21 protein-coding genes are annotated in these 22,058 nt (G+C 63.7%); 8 read left to right on the forward strand and 13 right to left on the reverse strand.

The window, feature by feature from the left end:
- Positions 1–8 precede the first annotated feature (8 nt).
- Positions 9–1,076: an NAD(P)-dependent alcohol dehydrogenase gene (locus tag H156_RS0112450; RefSeq protein WP_017365293.1), complete on the forward strand. Its 1,068-nt coding sequence runs from the start codon at positions 9–11 to the stop codon at positions 1,074–1,076.
- Between the two features lie 14 nt (positions 1,077–1,090).
- Here the strand turns inward: H156_RS0112450 and H156_RS16145 are convergent, their stop codons facing one another.
- Positions 1,091–2,824 (reverse strand): DEAD/DEAH box helicase, encoded by a 1,734-nt coding sequence (locus H156_RS16145; protein ID WP_017365292.1) that lies wholly within the window; start codon positions 2,822–2,824, stop codon positions 1,091–1,093.
- A gap of 268 nt (positions 2,825–3,092) precedes the next feature.
- Between H156_RS16145 and H156_RS0112460 the strand changes: the two genes are divergently transcribed.
- The 3 genes from H156_RS0112460 (at position 3,093) to moeA (ending at position 7,308) form a co-directional block, all read left to right on the forward strand.
- Positions 3,093–3,482 carry a glycine zipper family protein gene (locus H156_RS0112460; protein WP_026045943.1) on the forward strand — a complete coding sequence of 130 codons (390 nt, stop codon included), beginning with the start codon at positions 3,093–3,095 and terminating at the stop codon, positions 3,480–3,482.
- Positions 3,483–3,570: 88 nt separating this feature from the next.
- Positions 3,571–5,103: a long-chain-fatty-acid--CoA ligase gene (locus tag H156_RS0112465; protein ID WP_017365290.1), complete on the forward strand. Its 1,533-nt coding sequence runs from the start codon at positions 3,571–3,573 to the stop codon at positions 5,101–5,103.
- Between the two features lie 960 nt (positions 5,104–6,063).
- Positions 6,064–7,308, forward strand: a complete 1,245-nt coding sequence (gene moeA / locus H156_RS0112470) for a molybdopterin molybdotransferase MoeA (protein WP_248617100.1) — start codon at positions 6,064–6,066, stop codon at positions 7,306–7,308.
- A gap of 443 nt (positions 7,309–7,751) precedes the next feature.
- On the opposite strand, the gene H156_RS0112480 is transcribed toward moeA, so the two are convergent.
- The 5 genes from H156_RS0112480 to H156_RS0112500 all read right to left on the reverse strand — a co-directional run bounded on the left by H156_RS0112480 (position 7,752) and on the right by H156_RS0112500 (position 13,022).
- A complete protein-coding gene (locus H156_RS0112480) occupies positions 7,752–8,150 on the reverse strand; it encodes a group III truncated hemoglobin (protein ID WP_017365706.1) in 399 nt (132 codons plus the stop codon).
- Positions 8,151–8,297: 147 nt separating this feature from the next.
- The gene (locus H156_RS0112485; RefSeq protein ID WP_017365705.1) at positions 8,298–9,458 is read right to left on the reverse strand and encodes a DUF4340 domain-containing protein; all 1,161 of its coding nucleotides are present in this window, start codon (positions 9,456–9,458) and stop codon (positions 8,298–8,300) included.
- A 12-nt stretch (positions 9,459–9,470) separates the two neighbouring features.
- A complete protein-coding gene (locus H156_RS0112490) occupies positions 9,471–11,339 on the reverse strand; it encodes a GldG family protein (protein WP_017365704.1) in 1,869 nt (622 codons plus the stop codon).
- 13 nt (positions 11,340–11,352) lie between these two features.
- Complete coding sequence (locus tag H156_RS0112495) at positions 11,353–12,087, reverse strand: ABC transporter permease subunit (RefSeq protein ID WP_010960832.1); 735 nt, start codon at positions 12,085–12,087, stop codon at positions 11,353–11,355.
- Positions 12,084–13,022, reverse strand: a complete 939-nt coding sequence (locus H156_RS0112500; protein ID WP_010960831.1) for an ABC transporter ATP-binding protein — start codon at positions 13,020–13,022, stop codon at positions 12,084–12,086. Before H156_RS0112500 ends, H156_RS0112495 begins: the two co-directional genes overlap by 4 nt.
- A 352-nt stretch (positions 13,023–13,374) precedes the next feature.
- On the opposite strand from H156_RS0112500, the gene H156_RS17680 reads away from it, so the two are divergent.
- From H156_RS17680 to H156_RS16160, 4 genes are all read left to right on the forward strand, one after another.
- Positions 13,375–13,509, forward strand: coding sequence for a hypothetical protein (locus H156_RS17680; RefSeq protein WP_256992910.1), 135 nt, complete (start codon positions 13,375–13,377; stop codon positions 13,507–13,509).
- Positions 13,510–13,613: 104 nt separating this feature from the next.
- Positions 13,614–14,405: a class I SAM-dependent methyltransferase gene (locus tag H156_RS16150; protein WP_050998210.1), complete on the forward strand. Its 792-nt coding sequence runs from the start codon at positions 13,614–13,616 to the stop codon at positions 14,403–14,405.
- A gap of 92 nt (positions 14,406–14,497) precedes the next feature.
- Positions 14,498–14,776: a hypothetical protein gene (locus H156_RS16155; RefSeq protein ID WP_036246482.1), complete on the forward strand. Its 279-nt coding sequence runs from the start codon at positions 14,498–14,500 to the stop codon at positions 14,774–14,776.
- Positions 14,760–15,053 carry a hypothetical protein gene (locus H156_RS16160; protein ID WP_017365701.1) on the forward strand — a complete coding sequence of 98 codons (294 nt, stop codon included), beginning with the start codon at positions 14,760–14,762 and terminating at the stop codon, positions 15,051–15,053. The genes H156_RS16155 and H156_RS16160 overlap by 17 nt, the downstream gene beginning before the upstream one ends.
- 1 nt (position 15,054) lies before the next feature.
- Here the strand turns inward: H156_RS16160 and H156_RS0112525 are convergent, their stop codons facing one another.
- The 7 genes from H156_RS0112525 to sdhA form a co-directional block, all read right to left on the reverse strand.
- Positions 15,055–15,462 carry a hypothetical protein gene (locus H156_RS0112525; RefSeq protein ID WP_017365700.1) on the reverse strand — a complete coding sequence of 136 codons (408 nt, stop codon included), beginning with the start codon at positions 15,460–15,462 and terminating at the stop codon, positions 15,055–15,057.
- Positions 15,459–16,844 (reverse strand): F0F1 ATP synthase subunit beta, encoded by a 1,386-nt coding sequence (gene atpD / locus H156_RS0112530; protein WP_017365699.1) that lies wholly within the window; start codon positions 16,842–16,844, stop codon positions 15,459–15,461. The genes H156_RS0112525 and atpD overlap by 4 nt, the downstream gene beginning before the upstream one ends.
- Positions 16,845–16,855: 11 nt before the next feature.
- Complete coding sequence (gene sseA / locus H156_RS0112535; RefSeq protein WP_017365698.1) at positions 16,856–17,710, reverse strand: 3-mercaptopyruvate sulfurtransferase; 855 nt, start codon at positions 17,708–17,710, stop codon at positions 16,856–16,858.
- A 390-nt stretch (positions 17,711–18,100) separates the two neighbouring features.
- Positions 18,101–19,234, reverse strand: coding sequence for a succinyl-diaminopimelate desuccinylase (gene dapE / locus H156_RS0112545; protein WP_017365696.1), 1,134 nt, complete (start codon positions 19,232–19,234; stop codon positions 18,101–18,103).
- On the reverse strand, positions 19,231–19,566 hold the full coding sequence (locus H156_RS0112550; protein ID WP_017365695.1) for an arsenate reductase: 336 nt from the start codon (positions 19,564–19,566) through the stop codon (positions 19,231–19,233). The genes dapE and H156_RS0112550 overlap by 4 nt, the downstream gene beginning before the upstream one ends.
- Positions 19,567–19,568: 2 nt before the next feature.
- Positions 19,569–20,147 carry a DUF2726 domain-containing protein gene (locus tag H156_RS0112555; protein ID WP_017365694.1) on the reverse strand — a complete coding sequence of 193 codons (579 nt, stop codon included), beginning with the start codon at positions 20,145–20,147 and terminating at the stop codon, positions 19,569–19,571.
- A gap of 123 nt (positions 20,148–20,270) precedes the next feature.
- Positions 20,271–22,058 (reverse strand): succinate dehydrogenase flavoprotein subunit, encoded by a 1,788-nt coding sequence (gene sdhA, locus H156_RS0112560; RefSeq protein WP_017365693.1) that lies wholly within the window; start codon positions 22,056–22,058, stop codon positions 20,271–20,273.

A 22,058-nucleotide genomic window follows, 5' to 3' on the forward strand; every position in this document is an offset into this window, starting at 1 on the left:
CCGCTCCCATGCCTACAGCCAAAGCCTATGCCGCTTTTTCCGCAGATTCGGCGCTGGCGCCGTTCGTCCTGCAGCGGCGCGACCCGCTGCCCCAGGACATCCGCATCGGAATCCTGTACTGCGGTGTCTGCCATTCCGACCTGCACCAGGCACGCAATGAATGGAATGCGACCACATACCCCTGTGTGCCAGGCCATGAGATCGTCGGCAAGGTCCTTGAAGTCGGCCGCAGCGTGACGAAGTTCAAGCCCGGCGACACCGTCGCGGTGGGCTGCATGGTGGATTCCTGCCGGACCTGCCCGAACTGCGTGGACGCCCTGGAACAGCACTGCGAGCACGGCCCCGTCTTCACCTACAACAGCCCCGATCCGCACGGCGGCGGCATGACCTTCGGTGGCTATGCCGAGAACATCGTGGTCGACGAAGCCTTCGTGCTGCGGATACCGGACGGACTGGACCTCGCGGCCGCCGCCCCGCTGTTGTGCGCCGGGATTACCACCTATTCGCCCCTGCGGCACTGGAAGGTGGGGCCGGGTCAGCGGGTCGGGGTCGTCGGTCTGGGTGGACTGGGACACATGGCGCTCAAGTTCGCGCATACCTTCGGCGCCGAAACGGTGCTGTTCACGACGACGCCGGACAAGGCGGCGGATGCCCGGCGGCTGGGAGCGGACGAGGTCGTCGTGTCGAGGGATCCCGACGCCATGGCGCGGCAGGCCGCCCGGTTCGATTTCATCCTCGACACCGTCTCGGCGCCCCATGACATCGATGCCTATCTGAACCTGCTGAGGCGGGACGGCACGCTGACCCTGGTCGGCGTACCTCCGCAAGGGGTACAGGTCATGCCCTTCAGTCTGATCGGCGGGCGCCGGCGACTGGCTGGTTCATTGATCGGCGGCATCCGGGAAACCCAGGAGATGCTGGATTTCTGCGGCGAACACGGCATCGTCTGCGACATCGAGCTGATTCCGATCCAAGGAATCAACGACGCCTTCGAGCGCATGCTCAAAAACGACGTGAAATACCGGTTCGTGATCGACATGGCGACGCTGAACGGGGAGTCGTCCGGAGGGCGATGAGGACGGCGTGAAGCTCAACCGTCCTTTTTCGGATAACCCTTCTTCTTCGGCTTCTCGACGGCCTGCGGCCCGGTGGTGCCGCCGGTCCACAGCCGGATGTCGATGGGTTTGCCGACGATCCAGATTTTTTCCAGGCGCTTGAGCGATTTCTTCGGCAGGTCCGCGGGGAGGCTCACCGTACTGAAGTCGTCGTAAAGCTTGATGTGGCCGATGGCCCGGCCGGGGATGTCCGCCTCGTTGGCGATGGCGCCGACGATGTCCTTGGCGGCGGCACCGTCATTGCGGCCGACGCCGATACGGTAGAGTACGCCGGTTTCTTCCCGATCCTTGCGCTTACGTTTCTTTTCGCCGGGTTCTGCGTCGCGATCGCGGAATTTTTTATGCGGTCCGCGGCTCTCGGCGGGGGATTCCGCCGGGGCGGTCCGTTCCGCCGGGACCAGCGGACGGTCCTTCTGCACCAGGTAGGTGAGCGCTGCGGCGATGTCGGTGGGCGAGAGACTCCGTTCCCGACCGATCTGCTGCACCAGCCGACGGAAGAACTCCAGATCCTCCTCTTCCAGCGTCGTCATGATCTGGGCTTTGAACTGTTCGACCCGGCGCTCGGCGATGTCCTGGTGGGTGGGCAGGCGCATCTCGGTGATGCGCTGGCGGGTGGCCTTCTCGATGGCGCTCAACATCCGCTTTTCCCGCGGCGTGACGAACAGGATGGCCTGTCCCTTGCGTCCGGCGCGCCCGGTGCGGCCGATGCGATGAACATAACTCTCCGTATCGTACGGGATGTCGTAGTTCACCACGTGACTGATGCGCTCCACGTCCAGGCCGCGGGCGGCAACGTCGGTGGCGACCAGGATGTCCAGGGTATTCTTCTTCAGCCGGTCGACCGCCTTTTCGCGCAGCGCCTGGCTCATGTCGCCGTTCAACGCGGCTGCGGAATAGCCGCGGGCCTCCAGCTTCTCCGCCAGTTCTTCCGTCAGCACCTTGGTGCGGACGAAGATGATCATGGCGTCGAAGTCCTCGACCTCGAGGATGCGGGTCAGCGCGTCCAGTTTGTGCGCGCCCGAACCCAGCCAGTAGCGCTGGGTGATTGCCTCGACCGTGGTGGTCTTGGCCTCGATCTTGGCCTCCTTGGGGTGGCGGAGGTGGCGCTTGGCGACCCTGCGGATCGCTTCCGGCATGGTGGCGGAGAACAGTGCGATCTGGCGCTCGGGCGGGGTGTGCTCGAGTATCCACTCGACGTCTTCGATGAAGCCCATTCGCAGCATCTCGTCGGCTTCGTCCAGAACGAGGGTGCGCAGGCCATCCAGATTGAGGCTCTTGCGGCGCAGGTGGTCGATCACCCGGCCGGGGGTGCCGACGATGACGTGGACCCCCCGGCGCAGATGACGCAACTGTGCGTCCATCGACTGGCCGCCATAGATCGGCAGGATATGGAAATCGGGCAGGTGGCGGGCATAGCTCTGGAAGGCTTCGGCCACTTGCAGGGCGAGTTCGCGGGTCGGAGCCAGCACCAGCGCTTGCGGCTCGCGGCGCTCGAGGTCGATACCGTTCAGGATCGGCAGGGCGAAAGCGGCGGTTTTGCCCGTGCCGGTCTGCGCCTGGCCCAGAAGATCATGGCCGGCGAGGAGAGGGGGAATGCTCGCCGCCTGGATGGGAGAGGGAGTCTCGTAGCCGATTTCGCGGATGGCCTGGAGAATGGGGGCTGAGATCGCCAGATCGGCAAAAGAAAAGGGAGTTTCGGTCGATTGCATCAGGATGGGGAGTCAAAGAGTGAAAAATGTCTGATGAGGGTGACCGCGTGCCGGGACGTCGATCGGCGCAGGGATTCGGTCGTTCGGGGGAGGGCGGCGGGCCATCCCGCTCATCGGAGGATGCGATCATAACAGAAGCACCGGATATTCCCGAATCGGCGAAGTGTTCGGCATGAACCCGGTTTTGATATAGTGGCTGCGTCTTCCTGTCCCCGGATCTGGGCTGGGGACTGTAAGGACGGAATTTTCGAGCGAGGAATTCATGACCATGTTGAAAAGCATACCGATACTGCTGATGTCCGCCGTGGCCGTTTCGGGCTGCGCCACCTATACCGGATGGAAACCGACCTACGACACGTATAAGGACCCCAATGCAGCCCGCATTTCCCTCGACGAGGAAGAATGCCGGATGCTGGCCAAGGAAGCCGGCAGCGCCGGTACGGAAGCCCTCAAAGGCGGCGCGGTGGGAGGTTTGGTCGGCGCGGCGGCTGGCGCGGCCATCGGCGCGGCGGTGGGAAGTCCGGGAACGGGGGCAGCCATCGGGGCGGCGACCGGCGGCATCGGCGGTGCCACCCAGCAGGGCGTCTCCGGCGACGAGCAGTACAAGCGGGCTTTCATCAACTGCATGCGCGGACGCGGCCACAACGTCATCAATTGACGTTCAGCCTCCCTTAGTTCTGCCCGGAGAGGGATCACCGCTCGTGTTCGGCTCGAGCGCAGACCACGAAACGTTTTGAGTTCAGACGATGCAAGCATCGCTCCCGGCGGCGCTCCGGCTGGCGGCCGACCGTTTTTCGTCCCTTCCCGCCATCTTGACCGACGAACGACGCGTCGATTTCGCCGAATTCGACCGCGCGTCCGATGCCATCGCCGCCGGACTCGCCGTCCGGGGCGTCGCCAAGGGTGAGCGCATCGGTCTCTACTGCATCAATTCGGTGGAGTTCGCCCTGGCCTATGCCGGCATCGTCAAGGCCGGCGCCGTCGTCGTGCCCATCAACCTGTTGCTCAGCGCTGAAGAGGTGCATTACAACCTCGCCGACGCCGGGGTCAGCGGGCTGATCTATCACGGTCAGGTCTCGGCAAACGCGGCCGCCGTGGCGGACCGGCTTTCCGGACTCAAGGTCCGTGCCGGCATCGGCCTCGATGGTCCGGATGGAGATGTCTGGCGGGCCCTCTTGGAAGAATCGGCAGCGCCCCCCTGCATCGAATTCGATGGAGGGGAAGACCTGGCGGCGATCCTCTACACCTCCGGCACGACCGGGCATCCCAAGGGCGCAATGCTGACCCACGGCAACCTGTTGGCGAATACCACGAGCGTGCGGGAGGCCCTGGATTGGCGCCCTGGCGAGGACCGGGTCTTGGTGGTGTTGCCGATGTTTCATGCCTTCGCGGCCACCGTCGGCATGCTCACGCCACTCCTCCACGGCTGTGCCCTGATACCATTGGCGAAATTCGAGCCGGATCGGGTGGCCGACACCATCGGCCGCCACCGCGCGACTCTGTTCCTCGGCGTGCCCAGCATGTATGCCCTGCTGTGCCGGCTGGGGGAGGAGCGGATCGCCCGGTTCGGAACCGTCCGGCTCTGCGTGTCCGGCGGCGCGGCCTTGCCGCCCAGCGTGATGGAGCAGTTTCAGGCACGTTTCGGCTTGCCCATACACGAGGGCGATGGTCCGACCGAATGTTCGCCGGTGACCTGCGTCAATCCGGTAGCCGGCCCCGTCAAACGTGGCACGGTCGGTCTGCCGGTACCGGGAGTCGAAATGAAGATCCTCGGCGAAGACGGCGCCGAACTTCCCAGGGGCGAACTGGGCGAAATCGCGGTGCGAGGCGCCAATGTGTTCAAAGGATACTGGAATCAACCGGAGGCGACGCGGGAATGCTTCCGCGACGGCTGGTTCCTCACCGGGGATCTGGGCCAAGTGGACGACGACGGCTATTTCAGCATCGTCGACCGCAAGAAGGATCTGATCATCGTCAACGGCATGAACGTCTATCCGAGGGTGATCGAAGAGGTCCTGTGCCGGCATCCTGCGGTCCGGGAGGTCGCCGTGGTCGGCGACCCGGATCCGTTGCACGGTGAACGGGTGGTGGCCTATGTCGTACTGGACGCGCCCGCCAGCGAAGCCGAAATCCGCGCCTGGTGCAAGCCTTATCTGGGGCGGCACGAAATTCCACGCCAGGTCAAGGCTCTCCAGCAGTTGCCCCGTAATGCCGCCGGCAAAATAGTCAAGCGGCAGCTGCGGCGGCAGGGTGAAGTGGAGCGCGGGGTGGATGCCTGACAGGGCATCCTCTGAAGCGCTCCGATGCCCCCGTTCCAGGCGGGAACGGTCCCTGATTCCCGTCGCGGTCCAGATCCCTGTGGTCGGGGGGCGTCGTTGCACTGCTGCCTGCTGCCTTGAAGGAATTTGAGGGGGCGTGCGCCCGAGGCAGTTCGATGACTTTCTCCCAGAGCCGCAAACCCTGCCAGTCGCGGTCAAACTGGGCCGGTCGTAAACTTTACGACGCTCTCTGAGCGCCGGGCGGGTGATGCTTCACCGGTTCGTTCTGCCTCGGGAGCGCCGGGAATATCGTGAAATACCACAGTCTTGCAACGGCTTTTGGAGCGGCCATGGCCGCAAACGAGCCCGCTATGCCGACCGTCCGGCCCCTCCTGCTCTGCAGGAGATGCCGAGGTACACCGAGCCTCGGATCATCGTGGGGTAGACCAAGAACGAAACGGCTGGCTTCCTGGAAACGCGACCGCTGCTGGTGGACAGGCCGGCCTTCGGCGAGTGCAAGTCCGCGGAATCCAACGTACACGGCGTTGATCTCGCCATGCTTGCGTAGCCCCCATTTATGAGGGCCAGGCCCTTGGGGGGGTGGTCGATAGAAACCGAGCCGGCGGCGATATACGGCGGAGTTCGAGGAACTGCCGGTCAAACGCATGCTTTGGGTGGCATCCCGTGGCGACGGTGGCGTGGGAGTCGGGGGTTGGCGCCGGGCTGATTCCCAGCGGGCGGGCGCGCCATCGTCAGCGATCCGGACCTGGGGCGTTGGATGCGGAGCAGGCGGCAGCGAATGCGCGACTCGAGCGACCGTTGTCCAACGGGAGGAGAAGGACCGGCTCAAGACGACGACCTAGCCGCCTTTCGGGCGAGGGGATGGCAGCGCTATCATTCCCGTCCCAGCCACCGGCAGTGCGGCCGATTTGAACGAAGACTCAGTCCCTCCGCCTTCCCATGAACTCCGCCACCCGAGCCATGACCTGTGAAGACGACTACGATCCCAGTGCCCTGACGGTTGAGACGGCACGGACCCGGATTCTCGATGCCGTGTCTCCCTTGGCCGAAGCCGAGACCGTAGGTCTGCGGTCCGCGCTGGGCCGGGTGCTGGCGGCGGATGTCCGCGCCACGGTTGCCGTCCCTTCGGCGCCGAATTCAGCGATGGACGGCTACGCTTTGCGAGGCTCGGACTTGCCGCCGTCGGGAACGAACCGCCTGAAGGTCGTCGGCGTGTCGCGTGCCGGTGCGCCGTACCGCGGCGTTGTCGGGAAAGGACAGTGCGTGCGGATTTTCACTGGCGCCGTGATGCCGGCAGGGGCCGATACCGTCGTCATGCAGGAACGTGCCGAAGCCGAAGGCGATTGGGTGGTCATCGGCGCCGGGGAAAAGTCCGGCCAGAACGTTCGGGAGAGGGGGGAGGATGTCGCCGTCGGCCAAGTCGTGCTGGCGCGCGGGCGTCGTATGACGCCCGCCGATCTGGGGGTGCTGGCCGGGCAGGGACAGGCACAGGTGTGGGTCTACCGCAGGCTGAAGGTTGCGCTGTTTACCACCGGGGATGAGTTGCGGGAGCCCGGTGAAGCGCTGGAGGAGGGCTGCCTGTACGACAGCAACCGGTACACGTTGCTCGGCATGCTGCAGCGCCTCGGAATCGAAGTACGTGAATTCGGTGCCATTCCTGACGACGGCCAGCGACTGGAAACCGTGTTGGTACGGGCGTCCGCCGAAGCGGACGCAATCGTTTCGACCGGCGGTGTTTCGGTCGGCGAATTCGACCTGGTGCGAGAGACGCTGGAGCGGGTCGGACGCATTCAATTCTGGAAAATCGCGATGAAGCCGGGGCGGCCCATCACGGTCGGCAGCATCGGCCGCACCGCGTTCTTCGGCCTGCCCGGAAATCCGGTAGCGGTCATGGTGGCGTTCTACCAGTTCGTGCAGCCGGCGTTGCGTCGGATGACGGGCGAGTGGCCGTTGTCGGCCCCGGTCGTGTTCAAGGCCGTCTGTCGGTCGAAACTCAGGAAGCGACCGGGCCGGGTGGAATTCCAGCGCGGCATCGTCGAGCTGGACGGCGAGGGCCGGATGGTGGTCCGCAAGACGGGCCAGCAGGGCTCCGGCATTCTGACCTCGATGAGCCAGGCCAACTGTTTCATCGTGCTGCCGCTGGATAGCGGGCCGGTGGAACCGGGCAGCCTGGTGGACGTACAACCGTTCTTCGGACTGGTCTGATTTCGTCGGATCGCGGAAGATTCGACCGCCGAGCAGGGCTTCTCAAGCCCAAAGGAGTATGACCGTTTCCACCGGATGATCACCGTGGAGCTCCGTGATGGGGCGACACCAGCCGCCTTCCGTGCCTGCTTCCTCATGCGCCGGGTCGAGGGTGGTGAAGCGGGTTCGATGATGTTCACCCCTGTCCTCGGAATTCCGCCCGGCGCGGGAATTTCCGTGCCACCGCCGGCGTTCCGGACCCGAATCCCCAGGCCGGCGTGCGCCTGCATGCCCAAGGCGCAATCGCAGGACGGTATCTGGCGCCTGATCGGTGCCGTCTTCTTTGACGGCAACGGGAGGGATGCGGAGTCGATACGCTGCCCGGGGCGTGGCGCACGAACAGTAGGGCGAACCGAGGGGATGGAGGGACAAATCTGGAAACGGGGCTGCACCCGTGCGCGACTCTACCGCGCCGGCTTCCACAGTTTCGGGCCATCGTAGCGAGGAAAGCTGAACATGCCCGCCTTGAAACTCTCGGCCATGTGCTCGGCGCGCGCTATGGCTCTGGCTGCGGAATCGGCCGGCAGCACTTCCCGCGCCGCTTTGCGGAACAGCTCCAGCCAGATGTCGAAATGCTCCGGCTGCAGCGGAAGCTGCGCATGGACGGGGTAGGGATGCCCGCGGTACCTGTCCGTGTCCAACAGGGTCCGCGACCAGAAATCCTGGACCACGCGGTGATGCGTGTCCCAGTCCGTTATGGCGGCATCGAAGATGGGCCGCAGCCTGTCGTCGGCGAGGACCTGCCGGTAGAAGCGCCGGACCATTTCGGCGATCTGCTCTTCGGTGGGAAGGTGAGTGCTCATGGATGAGGTGCAGCGAGTCGCCATGGTTGGCGACAATCTATCACACGGTCACCTCATCGCGCTGCGGTTGTGGAAACACCGACCAGAGGCGATCCGGCCGGTGTTTCTCCGAGCGGGGAATGCGCTCTTTAGGGACCGCGTCCGACGCTATTTCTTCTTTTGTCTCGTTCCGGTCGCAGCCGGTTGCAAAACGTCCGTCAACGATTTGTCCATGTTGCCGTATTTGTCCGCCGGAATGGCGAAGACACGGCCGGCAAAACGCCGGTTGAGCCGTTCCACCTCCTTGTCCAAGGCTTCCAGCCGCTGCCCCGGATCGGGAGCGGGCGTCGCCTGGGCCGGGGAGCCTTGGGTCTTTCCGGCGGCCGGTGCCTGAGAAGGCGTGTCCCCTTCGGACGGGAGGCGGCTTTGGGCCGGTTGGGGGTCCAGTTTCGCCGAAAACTGGGCGTAGTGCCTGCCGTCCTGGTTCCAGGCCTTTACCTCGATCGTCAGTCCGTCGAAGGTCCGGTACTGGGCTATGAGCAGATTGCTTTCCGGAGGAATGGCGACCGCAGAAATCGGGAAGACGTCGACCAGGTTCAGACCCGCGAGCGTCGATGCGAGCCCGCTGATGGTGGAATCGGCTTCCCGTCCGGGCGGTAGATCGGCAACGTTGTAGGTGCTGTCTTCGGGTTTCGATTTGAACAGGCGCAGGCTCTTGCCTCGCGGCCGGGATAGCTTGATTTCCATGATCCTGCTCGAAGGAATGTCGGTGAGTGCCTTGTCCAGCCACCGGAGCGGGTCCCGCTCGATGTGCAACACCCCCTTCGCCAGCCAGCTCTGTTTCTCCTCCGGTCTCCGGATGAAAGTGGCGCCATTGTCGTCATCGACCTTGCCGACGATGAGACGGGCGGGCTGGTTCAGTCCTTCCAGCCGCAGCTCGACGCCGCGGGCCTCCTTGGCCTGGACGTCTTCAACGCCCAGGCTGGCGTAACGCTCGACGTTGACAGTCTTAGGCTCAAGCAGTTCTGCGTCTGCCAGCGTGATCAGCATTTCCCGCAACTTTCCGCCGTCCGCGGGGTAACCGTCCTTCTCCCGGACCTTCCAGCCTTGCTCCTCCTTCAGCAAGCTGACCAAGGTCTTGTTTTCCGGACCCATGATGGTGATGGATCGGATCTCATTGAGATGATCCCGCAGTTCGGGGAGGGCATAGCCCCCGCCCTTGGGTTCACTGACGGGCTGGCGGCCCGAGGCTATCGTCAGGGCGACGATAACGGCGAGAACGGCGGCGGCGCCGAGTCCCAGCACCGCCCTGGCATCGAGATGAGTCATCGTTTGTCTCCTTCAAGCCTTTTCTCGCCTGGCGTTCCAGGCGATGAAACCCAGCGTGCCCAGGGTGAGCAGGAGGGGCACGAGCGCGATGTCGATGAACTTCAGCCGGGCTCCCAGTGCGTCGATGTCCGCATCCAGTTGACGCCGCACTTCGCGCAGTTCCTTGCGGATTTCGAGTTTGCGCCTGAGAAAGTCATCCAGCTCCTTCCGCTGTGCGGGGCTGAGGACGAAGGTGTCGTCGCCGGTTTTGCCCCTTTGCAGCTCGGCCAGCTTCCGTTCGGTTTCGCCGAGTTCCTGCTGGAGCTCCCGCTCCTTGCTGCGGAAGCGGTCGTCCGCTGCTGCCTTGAGTTCTTCGACCTTGGTGAATGGACGTGCCGAGGTGCCTCGTCCCCGTATCGAAATCAGGTCCGAGCTGCCGGCGAGATTGTCGACCGCATTGACGAACAGGTCACCGTTGCCGGCGAAGGTGGTGAGCAGCTTCCGGCCGAAGAAGCTGGAAGACCTGACCCACAGCCGGTCGCTGAGCAGATCGGTATCTGCTATCAGCAGTATCTCCCCGGTTCCCTTGGCTTCGGCCAAGTGGCCCGGATCGCCGCGTTGCGGAAAGGCGGTTTTGAACTTGCCTTCCAGCCTGCCGGCGACGATCAGGCGCTCGCCACCCGGCTTATAGTCCTGCAGCAGGCTGGAGGGGTCGCCGAGGAAGCGGATGCGGTCTGCGGGGACGACCATGGCCTGGTCGCTGGTCTGGAGCAGGGGAGTCAGCCGGCTCCCGCCGTCCGTCGTCGGCCTGAAGTGGCCGACGCTGGCGAGATGAATGGTGTCGAGGTTGGCGGTGATCACGTCGGCGGCGTTCAGATCCGGTTTGCCCAACCGCAGGATCGCTGGATGCCGGCTCGGAGGAGCGCCAGGGGCGGTATTGACCGTGACCGCACGGGCGCGGTCCAGCACCGCTTCATCGGGTTTGTACTCCACCCCCCAGGCCTTGAACAAGACGGGAAGGTCAGAAGCCTTGGGAGTCACCATGGCCGCCATCGGATCGCGGGGATCGCCCACGCCGTCGTTCTCCGCATGGGGATCGACGAACACCATCAGACGCCCGCCTCGCAGAACGAACTGGTCCAGGGCGTACTGGGCGTCCTCGCCGAGCCTTTTGGGATGGACGACGACCAGCACTTCGATTTCGGGGGCGACGGCCTTGAGGCTGTCGGCGTCCAGGGACCTGACGTCGAACGATTGCGAGAGCTGTTCGTAGACGGTCCAGGGTGCGCCCATGTCTCCGCGTTGCGGGTCGAAGCCGCCCGCCAAAGGCAGACTGGAAACGAGTCCCACCACCGGTTTTTTCGGCGTGGCCAGATCATGGACGAGCTTGACCAGATCGTATTCCAGAAACGCTTCCTTACCGGGCTCGAAGAACGGGATGGTGGCCCGCCCATCGGTCGAGTTGCTGCCTTCCAGGCCGAGGAATACCTTTTCCCCGGAGGGTCCGAGCGGAATACCCTGGAGTCCGGCCGCTGCCGCCCGGTCTTCCGCTTCTGAATAGGGCAAGGGATCGATCACGTTGAGCTCGATTTTGCCTCCGGCGCGCGATCTCATCTCTTCCAGCATTTCCCGAACCCGGTCGAAGTACAGCCGGAGTCCCCGTACATCGGGGCGATTGCTTTCGGCGGTCGCTTTGTCGGAGAAGTACAATCGCAGGTGGATGGGCTCATCCAGCTTCGCCAGGATGTTACGGCTTCCATCAGACAGGGTGTACAGCGAGTTTTCCGTCAGATCGAGCCGGACGCCGCGGAAAAGGGCATTGGAAATCAGTGTCAGGGACACGAAAAGCACTGCCAGGACGGCGAGCGCGCTGCCGCTCAGGGTCTTGCGATTCAGGGTCATGGTCCTTTGCTCCTTAATCGGCCTTCTTCAGGTCGATGACGACGGCATTGGCATACAGCCAGAAGCCGATGGTGAGGAGGAAATAGATCAGGTCGCGCAGATCGATCACGCCACGGGAAATACCGTTGAAATGGCTGAGGAAGCTCAGGCCGGCGATCGCATCCACCAGGCTTTGGGGGGCGATGGCGCGGAACAGGTCCAACACCAGCGGAAAACCGGCCAGAAGGAACAGGAAACACACCACCACACTGAGGATGAAAGCGACGACCTGGCTGCGCGTGGCCGCCGACAGGCAGGCGCCGATGGCGAGATATGCCCCTGCCATGAGCAGACTGCCGAGATAGCCCGTAACGATGACTCCGTTGTCCGGATCGCCCAGATAATTGACCGTGATCCAGATGGGGAAGGTCAGCGCCAAGGCCAAGGCGACGAAGGACCAAGCCGCCAGGAATTTGGCCAGCACGGCCTGCCCCATGGTGACGGGCAGCGTCAGCAGCAGCTCGATGGTGCCGCTTTTGCGTTCATCGGCCCAAAGCCGCATTGCCACCGCCGGCACCAAGAACAGATAAAGCCAGGGATGGAACTGGAAGAACGGCTCGAGATCGGCCTGGCCGCGTTCATAGAACCGGCCCAGGTAAAATGTGAAGGCGCCGGACAGCAGCAGAAAGATGACGATGAAGACGTAGGCCACGGGCGTGGCGAAATAGCTGCGCAATTCGCGCTGGAAGAGGGTCAGGATCGGCTTCATGCGTGGGCCTCTCGCAGGTGCGACTGGGTGATGTTCCGGAACACCTCATCCAGACGTCCGGTTTCGAGCTGGAGTTCGCGGACGGCGATGCCCTGCGCTCTCAGGGCGTCGCCGACGGCCATCAATATCTGCTGGCCTTTGCGGGGGAAGGCGGTGATGCGCTGGTTCTGAGGATCGATTTCGACGGTCTCGACCTCGGGGATGGCCGTCAGAGTCTCCCTGGCTTTCGCGGTTTCATCGGTGGTCAGGGACACCGCCATGTGGTAGCGGGAACGGGCCTCCAGCTCGCCCGGCGTGGCATCGGCCAGGAGTGTACCGCCGGCGATCACTACGACGCGGTTGCAGACCGCGTGCACCTCCTCAAGGATGTGGGTGGAAATGACGATCACCTTGTTCTCAGCCATATCGTTGATCAGACGCCGGACTTCGTGCTTCTGATTGGGATCGAGGCCGTCGGTTGGTTCGTCGAGGATCAGGACGGGGGGGTCGTGGAGTATGGCCTGCGCCAGACCGACGCGGCGCTTGAAGCCCTTGGAGAGCGTGTCGATGGTTTGCTCCAGCACGCCTTCTAGGCGCAGACGTCCGATCACGTCGTCCAGCCGGCGTCGTTTCGACTCTGCCGTGAGTCCCCGAATGCCGGCGATGAATTCGAGAAACGAGCGGACCGTCATTTCGCCATAGCTGGGAGCGCCTTCCGGGAGATAGCCCAATGCCTTCTTGGCCTCTATCGGGTGCGTCTCGACGTCGAAACCACAGACTTTCGCGCGGCCGGCCGTAGGGGAGAGAAAGCCGGCGATCATCTTCATGGTGGTGGATTTACCGGCACCGTTGGGACCGAGGAAACCGAGCACCTGTCCGACTCGGACCTCGAAGGTGACGGCGTTGACGGCTGTGAAACGGCCATAGCGTTTTGTGAGCGCCGAGGCTTCGATCATGACGGGTACCTCGGTGGTTGGGGGGACGGGGCCAACGGAGCAAGCATGCGTTCTACCTCCTCATGGGTTGCAGTTGCTTGAGAGTCCGCGTCGATTCATAGGGACGGAGCCGGGTTTTTCAAGGCGGCGGGAGGCGGTCAGGAAAATGTCCCGCGGCAGGGTGGGCGCGGGGTTCCATCTTGGTTGCGGGAGCCACCAGCCTGGTTGTCAGCAACCGAAGAACCGCCAGACATGCCAGCCATTCGTCGCGTAACCTTGTGATTTAACGGGATTGGTTATGTGGCTCGAATCGTGCTTGGATTTTTTCCGAGGCACGGCTCATTCCGTGTACGGCATCGGGGATGCAAACACCATGAAATTTCTGGACAAGGCGCTCGATGAGCTAGAGAATTTTTCCTCGGACCAGGAAACGGGGCATCACGAACGTGCCCTCACCTTTGTCCTGGTCGGTTTCGTTTCACTGATCGTCTTGACGGCATTGATCTGACAGCAGGCAAAATAAATCACCGGGCTCCCCTCCGGCAGAAGGAAGCAGGCACGTCCCAGGATTCCAGGCTTCCTTACTTCGACGCCTTGTTGGATGGTTTCGAAATGGAAGACGCGGAGATTTGCGAGGCTTTCGGTCGCCATGTCCATTGGGGCTACTGGGATCGGGAACCGGAGCAGGCGCCGACGTCGGCCGAGTTCGCAAGGGCGGCCGAGCGTTTGTCCCGAGAGGTCTGGGAGGCTGCGGCCATCCGTGACGGCGACCGTGTGGTGGATGTCGGCTGTGGCTTCGGCGGCACGCTGGCCAGCATCGGTGCGCAACGCAGCGGCGTCTCCCTCACCGGTGTCAACATCGATCACCGTCAGCTGACCCGCGCCGCCCGGCTGACGAAAACCACCCGTGCCGGAAACATGCTGGCGTGGTTGTGTGCCGACGCCTGCGCACTCCCCCTCGCCGATGCAGTCTGCGACGTCGTTCTCGCGGTCGAGTGCATCTTTCATTTCCCCGATCGGCGGCGCTTTTTCGCCGAAGCCTGGCGGGTGCTGAAACCCGGTGGCCGGCTGGCATTGTCCGATTTCGTGCCGGTCGGAGTGCTTTTGCCGGCGACCGCGGCCGCGGGACTGTGGCCGGGTTCCCGCGGGTTCTATGGCAAGGTCGACATGTGCTGCACCGCACGCCGTTACGCGAAGCTCGCCGCGGAAGCCGGGTTTGTACCGTCATTCGATCGCGACATCACCCGCCACACACTGCCGACTTACCCGTTCCTGCGCCGCTTGAGCCCGCGGTTGGGGAATCTGCGGTTGTCCGCCACGATGGAAACGCTGTTTGCCGAGCTGGCCAGCCGGCTGGGGCTCCTGCGCTATCGTATCCTCGCCTTCCGCAAGCCGGGCGACTGAGCCGGCAATCGGTACGGCCCGTGAACGGCGCGTGCTTGCAGTCGCCAAACCGGCTATCCTCTGCCCTTGTGCAGCGACAGTGGGGAACCGTCTTGAAATTCGGGCAAAAGGTTTTGAACAGGGTCATGGTGGGCGGCTTGGCGGCCCTCGGGGCTGGTTGCAGCGATCCCGGCTATCAGGGCTATCTGAACAAGGACGAGCCGTTCGGGTACTATTCGGTGGGAGCCGGCAATCCGTACGCCGGCATGGGCTATTACGGCGGCTATGGTGGTTTCTACGGTGACCCCTATTATTACTATGGTATGCCGTATGGTATGGGCGGTTACTGGGGCGATCCGTACGTGGGCGTCGTCGATGAGCATCACCGCTGAGCCAGGTTTTCCGCTACCACGCCTGCTTGCGGGTCTGTCCGTATGGGCATTGGCGGGCTGTGGGCCGGGAGCCGAGGCCTATCTGACGCAGGACGGCGAACCCATGGGTTATTATGCCGGCCAAGCGGGCAACCCGCTGGGCGGGAGTGGCTTCTACGGTGGCAACCCCTACTATTATTATGGAATGCCCTATGTGGGACCTTATGGATATGGGGTGGGCGGCGGATACATGAGCGCCGGATCTGCGAGCGGCGGCTACTGGGGAGGGCCCTGGTGAGCTAAAGCCTGATCCCCTCGCGCCGCAGCTGCCACAGCCGCTTCAGCATGTGCCTTTCCAGGGTGCGGATGCTGGCCCGGGTTTCAGCCAGCGACCGCTCTTCGGCTTCCAGCTCTTCGCGCAATGCAGCCGCCGCGATCCGGTAGTCATCGAAGAGATAGAACCGTCGCGTCAGGATTTCGAGCCGGTTCTGGACGAAGTTCAGCATGGCACCGGGCACCGCGAGGTAGCGCCAGTGGCTGTCTTCGGGCTTGAAGCGAGCCAGGCCGAATCCCAAGGCGGCGATCAGCGGGGCGTGCCCGGCGCGGATGGCGAAACTGCCGGTGTCGTCGGCGCCGACGAAGGTTTCGATGCCCTCGATTTCCTCGCAGCGATGGGTGTCCCTGAGGCTCAGAACAAAGGTTCTCATGAACCGCGGCCGAGTGTGCCGCGCATGTAGCAGTCTTCTTCCGCCAGGTCGTCGTAGCGCCCGGTCAGAAATCCTTCACAATCGCCGAGCGTGGCGTCGAGTGGGACACTGACGCCGGCCAGCCCAGTGTGCTGCGCGGTGACGAAGAAAGGCTGGGTCAGGTAGCGCTGAAGCTTGCGTGCCCGCAGCACGAGGAGCCGGTCCTGGGGGGAGAGTTCCTCGATTCCCAACATGGTGATGATGTCTTCCAGCTCCCGATAGCGGGCCAGATGTTCCCGCACCCCCTGGGCAATCCCGTAGTGACGGTCACCGATCACATGGCGGTCCATCAGCCGGCTGGTCGAGGCCAGCGGGTCGATCGCCGGATAGATGCCCTTGCCTGCCTGGACGCGCGACAGCACTACGGTGGTGTCGAGGTGGCTGAGAATGGCGGCCACGGCCGGGTCGGTCATGTCGTCAGCGGGTACGTACACGGCCTGTACGGAGGTGATCGCACCGGCGGCGGTCGAAGTGATGCGTTCCTCGATTTCCGCTACCTCGGTGGCCAGGGTCGGCTGGTAACCCACGGTCGCAGGCATCCGGCCCAGCAGGCTGGAAATCTCGCTGCCGGCCTGAACGAAGCGGAACACGTTGTCGATGAGGAACAGCACTTCGGTGTGCAGCGTGTCGCGGAGGTATTCGGCATAAGTGAGGGCCGTCAATCCGACCCGGAAGCGGACGCCGGGCGACTCGTCCATCTGGCCATACACCAGCAGCGACTTGTCGAGGACGCCGGCCTCGGCCAGTTCGCGCCACAGTTCGTGGCCCTCGCGGATGCGCTCACCCACGCCGGCGAAGACCGAGACTCCCCGGTGCAGGGCGCTGACGGCGTGCATGAATTCCATGATCAACACCGTTTTCCCCACTCCCGCACCGCCAAACAGGCCGGTCTTGCCGCCGCGGGCGAAAGGGCAGAGCAGGTCGATGACCTTGATGCCGGTTTCCAGCGTTTCACCGGCAGCGCGCGATTCGGCCAGCGGTGCCGGCGGACGGTGGGCGTCGCGGTACTCGGAGTCGGGTAGCGGCGGGCCGTTGTCCAGCGGTTCGCCGAAAAGGTTCACCAGGCGGCCCAGGCAGGCTGTGGACACCGGGACCTGCAGCGGCGCTCCAAGATCGTGAACCACCATGCCGCGTTTGAGACCCGTAGTACGGTGTAGCGTCACGGCCCGAACATGGCTTTCATCGAGATGCTGGTGAACTTCGAATAGATAGGTTTCATGATCGATCCGGCTGTACAGGGCCTGCCGGAGCGGCGGCAGCGTCTGGCAGGCAATCACCACCACCGGTCCGTGGACCTCGGCGATGCTGCCGATGACGGGGGCTCGCTCCTGCATGGCCGGCATGGGGGAAGCGGTCAGCCGGTTTCGACGGGGGTATCGGTCCGCCCGCCCCATTCGCTCCATGAGCCGTCGTAGACCGCGGTATCGGTGCGCCCCAGCAGATACAGTCCGAGCGCCAAGATCGAGGCCGTCACACCGGTTCCGCAGGTCGTGGTCACCGGGCGGTCGAGGTCGATACCAGCATCGCGGTAGAGTGCCGCCAAAGCGGCGACGGATTTGAAGCAATGGCTGGTTTCATCGATCAGCCGTTGGAAGAACAGGTTGCGGCTGCCGGGGATGTGGCCGGAGCGAAGGCCGGGCCTGGGCTCCGGCTCCGTGCCGGCGAACCGTCCGGGCGAGCGGGCGTCCAAGATCTGAATGGATCGTTCCGCTGCCGCCTTCCGCAAGTCCTCGAGGTTCGACACCAGTTCCGGGCGGAACCGGGCCTGGAATTCGCATTCGGTCCGTGCCGCCTCCTCGGACGACAACGGCAGACCTTGTTCCCGCCAGCACCGTAACCCACCGTCGAGCACCGACACGCGATCGTGGCCGAATACCCGGAATGTCCACCAGACTCGGGCCGAAGCCATGAAGTCATTGCCGTCGTAGGCGATGACATGGGTGTCGTTGCCGATCCCCAGCCGGCCGACCTGCTCCGCGAAGAACGCAGGGGCGGGCAGCATGTGAGGCAAAGGACAGGTTGTGTCGGCGATCGCATCGATGTCGAAGAACCGGGCGCCCGGAATATGGGCGGCACCGAATTCGGTCTTGGCGTCGCGGCGCTGAGCAGGCATGAAGAAACTGGCGTCGACGACCACGACCCGGGGATCGTGCAGATGCCCGGCCAGCCAGCGGGCATCGACCAGGGGAGGGAAAGCGGTCTCGGGCATGGGTACCGACCTGAAATCTCGGGAGAGACTGGCATGATACCATTGCCGTCCGTCCTTCCGGCGGACAAAAAAAGACCCGCCGGAAAGGCAGGTCAAGCGTGAGCTCTATGGCACACGAGGAGGAGATCGTCGCTGAAGGTGAAATCGGGCCCGCGGCTCATTTGCCGAGCGAGCGGTAATGGTTCCAGCAATAGCCGACGCTGCCGGCAAAGGTGGCAAAGAGCGCCGTGAACAGAACGAGTTCGAGAGCAGTCATAAGAAATACCTCGACCCTTGAATGTGGAACACGGTGCTAGGTTATAGAGATGTAATTGTGTTGACAATGCGGCTATTTAGCAATTCATTGTTAACTGAACAAAGTGGTCTCACCGTTGTCACGCTTCGGACGGTTCAGAGGACCGCCAGCAGATTGCCGAGGATGCGTTCGTAGATCGCGGACAGGGCTTCCAGGTCTTCGACCGCAACGTGCTCATCGATCTTGTGGATGCTGGCGTTGAGCGGTCCCAGCTCCACGACCTGGGCACCGGTCGGGGCGATGAAGCGACCATCGGAAGTGCCGCCGCCGGTATCGGCACGCGGGTGGAGGCCGGTGACTGCGGCGATGGCGGCACGGGTCGCGCTCACCAGCTCCGTTTCCCGGGTCAAAAACGGCAGACCGGAGAGTCGCCAGCTCAATTCATAGTGGAGGCCGTGGCGGTCGAGGATGGTTTCCACACGGCGCTGGATGGCCTCCACGGTCAGTTCGGTCGAAAAACGGAAGTTGAACAGAACCTCGAGTTTGCCGGGGATGACGTTGTCGGCGCCGGTTCCCGCCCGGATGTTGGAGACCTGAAAACTGGTCGGAGGGAAGAATTCGTTGCCTCCGTCCCAGATTTCGGTAGTGAGTTCGTGAAGCGCGGGAGCGAAGCGGTGGATGGGGTTGTCGGCCTTGTCGGGATAAGCGACGTGGCCCTGCACGCCCAGGATCCGCAGCACGCCGCCCAAGGAGCCGCGGCGGCCCACCCGGATCACATCGCCCAGCCGGGCGAAGCTCGACGGCTCGCCGACCAGACACCAGTCGATCACCGTGTCTCGCGACTTCAGGACATCCACCACCTTGACCACGCCGTCGTAGGCCGAGCCTTCTTCGTCACTGGTCAGCAGGACGGCGAGGGAGCCCGGGTGCCCGGGGTGGTGGACCACGAACCGCTGCAAGGCCGTGATCATGGCTGCGATACTGCCCTTCATATCGGCCGCGCCACGTCCGTACAGTCGGCCTTCGCGGATTTCGGGCGCGAAGGGGGGAGAGGACCAGTCTTCCAGGGGACCCGGCGGCACCACGTCGGTATGACCCAGGAACACGAAGAGCGGCGCCGCTTCGCCGCGTCGGAGCCAGAGGTTCTTGGTGTCACCGAAATTCAGCCACTCGGCCTGGAAGCCATGGGGCGCCAGCCGTTCGATCACCAGGTCCATGCAGCCCGCATCTTCGGGGGTCACGGATTCGCGCCGGATCAGCTCGACGGCGAGATCGAGGGTATCGCTCATGGGAGGAGATCGGCAAGACCGAGGAAAAATCGGCCCGCGCGTTCGACGACCGGGCGCTTGATCAGTGTCGGGTGTTCCAGCATGAGTTCCAGCGCGCGTTCCCGCTGGAGCGGTGTCCGGATGGATTCCGGCAGCGCGCGCCAAGTGGCGCTACGGCGGTTGAGCAGATTTTCCCAGCCCAAGTCCGTCACCATGCGTTCGAGCAGGAGCCGGTCCAGGCCGTCGCGACGAAGGTCGTGGAAACATGAGCTGCGTCCCCGGCTTTCCAAGGCCTGGCGCGCCTTGCGGCAGGCTTCGCAGTTGGCGATGCCGTAGAGGGTGAGGGTCGTCATGTTCAGAACTTGAGGTCTTCGAGACTGGATATCCGCGGCTCGATCCGGCCGCCCTCGCCGTCGCCGTGGACGAACACGGGTTCCCGGCGGATTTCGTCCCTGATCTGCCGGGCGATTTCTCCCATGTCGTAATAGGGACTGGCCGGGATGCGGATCAAAGGCAGTCCGGCGGCGTGGCACAGCAGCGCGACCGGCTCATCCGCTTCCTGAGCTTTGCGTCCCGCGCCGTGCTCGGCCAGCTCCACGATTCCGGCGACGGACAGGTCCGGCTTGTGGCAGAGCACGAACGTGAAGCGGCGGCCGGCCATCGACTGGTAAAGCTCGCCCGCTTCCCTGCGGCCACTGCCGCGATGCGGAGACAGGATGTCGCTCGCCCGGATTTTTGCGAAGACCTCGAACTCGTCCCCGATCGCGCTCTTCAAGACGGCAAACAGGGCATGCTCTTCCGGGGAAAACAGGATCCGTTTGATCTGGCAGGGGAGAGTACGGGCGCGTCTGAGCTTACGCCGGGGGAGAGTGCGTAGCAGCCCGCCGACGGCCAAGACAGCCGCCGCGCCATAGAGGTACCAGAGCCAGTTCATCGGGATGTCGATTGGAAGCGGAACGATCGGTGGGACGAGTAAAGATATCAGAGCCAGTGCGCAATTTCCCGTTGCAGAGGGAAAATCCGTGAAGCAGTGTTTTTCCGCCGAGCGAATGGCGGATCAATAGACACGCTTCTGGGGCGGTATCGGCTCCACGTCGGAGGTCAGAGTATGGAGGTGGACGGGCCGGTACGCTATGGTCGTTTCGTGCCGCTGGTCGAGCCAAATCAGCGAGTGCTTGAGCCAGTGAACGTCATCCCTCTCCGGGAAGTCCTCGCGGGCATGGCTGCCGCGGCTTTCCTCCCGGTTAAGTGCGGCGGCGACGGTCACCATGGCCTGCTGAAGCAGATTTTCCAGCTCCAGGGTTTCGAGCAGATCGGTGTTCCAGACCAGGGAGCGGTCCCGGATGCACACGTCGCTGAAGGAGTCCATGATCCGCTTCAGCGCTTTCACCCCTTCCCGTAACACCTCGCCGGTCCGGAATACGCTGGCGTGGCTCTGCATCGTGCGCTGCATGTCCAGCCGGATGTCGGCGGTCCGACGGCTGCCAGAGGCATGACGCAGGCGGTCGAAGCGGGCCAGGGTGGTATCACAGGCGCCCTCGGGCAGAGGTTTGTGCATCTGGCGCGGCCGGATCAGTTCGGCGCAGCGCAACGCGGCAGCACGCCCGAACACGACCAGATCCAGCAATGAGTTTGAACCCAGCCGGTTGGCGCCATGCACGGAGACACAGGCACCTTCACCGATCGCCATCAGGCCCGGCACCACGGTTTCCGGATCTCCGTCCTTGAGAGTCAACACCTCTGCACGGTAATTGGTGGGAACACCGCCCATGTTGTAATGCACGGTCGGCAACACCGGGATCGGTTCCCGGGTCACGTCGATGCCGCCGAAGATCCGGGCGGTCTCGGCGACGCCGGGAAGCCGCTCCTGGATGACCGCCGGGTCGAGATGTTCCAGATGCAGATGCAGGTGATCTTTTTCCGGCCCGAGACCGCGGCCTTCCCGAATCTCGATCGTCATGGCGCGGCTGACCACGTCGCGCGAGGCCAAATCCTTGGCGTGCGGGGCGTAGCGCTCCATGAAGCGCTCACCTTCGGAATTGGTGAGATAGCCGCCTTCACCCCGCACGCCTTCGGTGATGAGACAGCCAGCACCGTAGATGCCGGTGGGATGGAACTGGACGAACTCCATGTCCTGCAAGGGCAGGCCGGCCCGCAGCACCATCGCATTGCCGTCGCCGGTGCAAGTATGGGCCGAGGTGGAAGAAAAATAGGTCCGTCCGTAGCCGCCGGTCGCGAGCACGGTCATGTGTGCCCGGAACAGGTGCAGCGTCCCGTCATCAAGACGCCAGGCCAGCACACCGCGGCATTCACCTTCGTCCATGACGAGGTCGAGGGCGAAATATTCGATGAAGAACTCGGCTTCGTGTTTCAGCGACTGTTGGTAGAGGGTCTGCAGGATTGCATGGCCGGTATGGTCTGCGGCGGCGCAGGTGCGCTGGGCTACGCCTTTGCCATAGCGCGTGGTCATGCCGCCGAAGGGGCGCTGGTAAATCTTGCCGCTTTCTGTGCGCGAAAATGGAACACCATAGTGCTCCAGTTCGATGACCGCCTGCATGGCCTCGCGGCACATATATTCGATCGCGTCCTGGTCGCCCAGCCAGTCCGAGCCTTTGACCGTGTCATACATGTGCCAGCGCCAGTCATCCTCGCCCATGTTGCCGAGCGCGGCGCTGATGCCTCCCTGCGCCGCCACGGTATGGCTGCGGGTAGGAAACACCTTGGTGATGCAAGCGGTCTTGAGGCCCTTCTCAGCCATCCCCAGCGTGGCGCGCAGGCCCGCACCGCCGGCGCCGACCACGACGGCATCGTAGGTGTGCCGGATGATTTCGTAGGTCTTGCTCAT

The sequence above is a fragment of the Methylococcus capsulatus str. Texas = ATCC 19069 genome (assembly GCF_000424685.1).
Lineage (GTDB): Bacteria > Pseudomonadota > Gammaproteobacteria > Methylococcales > Methylococcaceae > Methylococcus > Methylococcus capsulatus.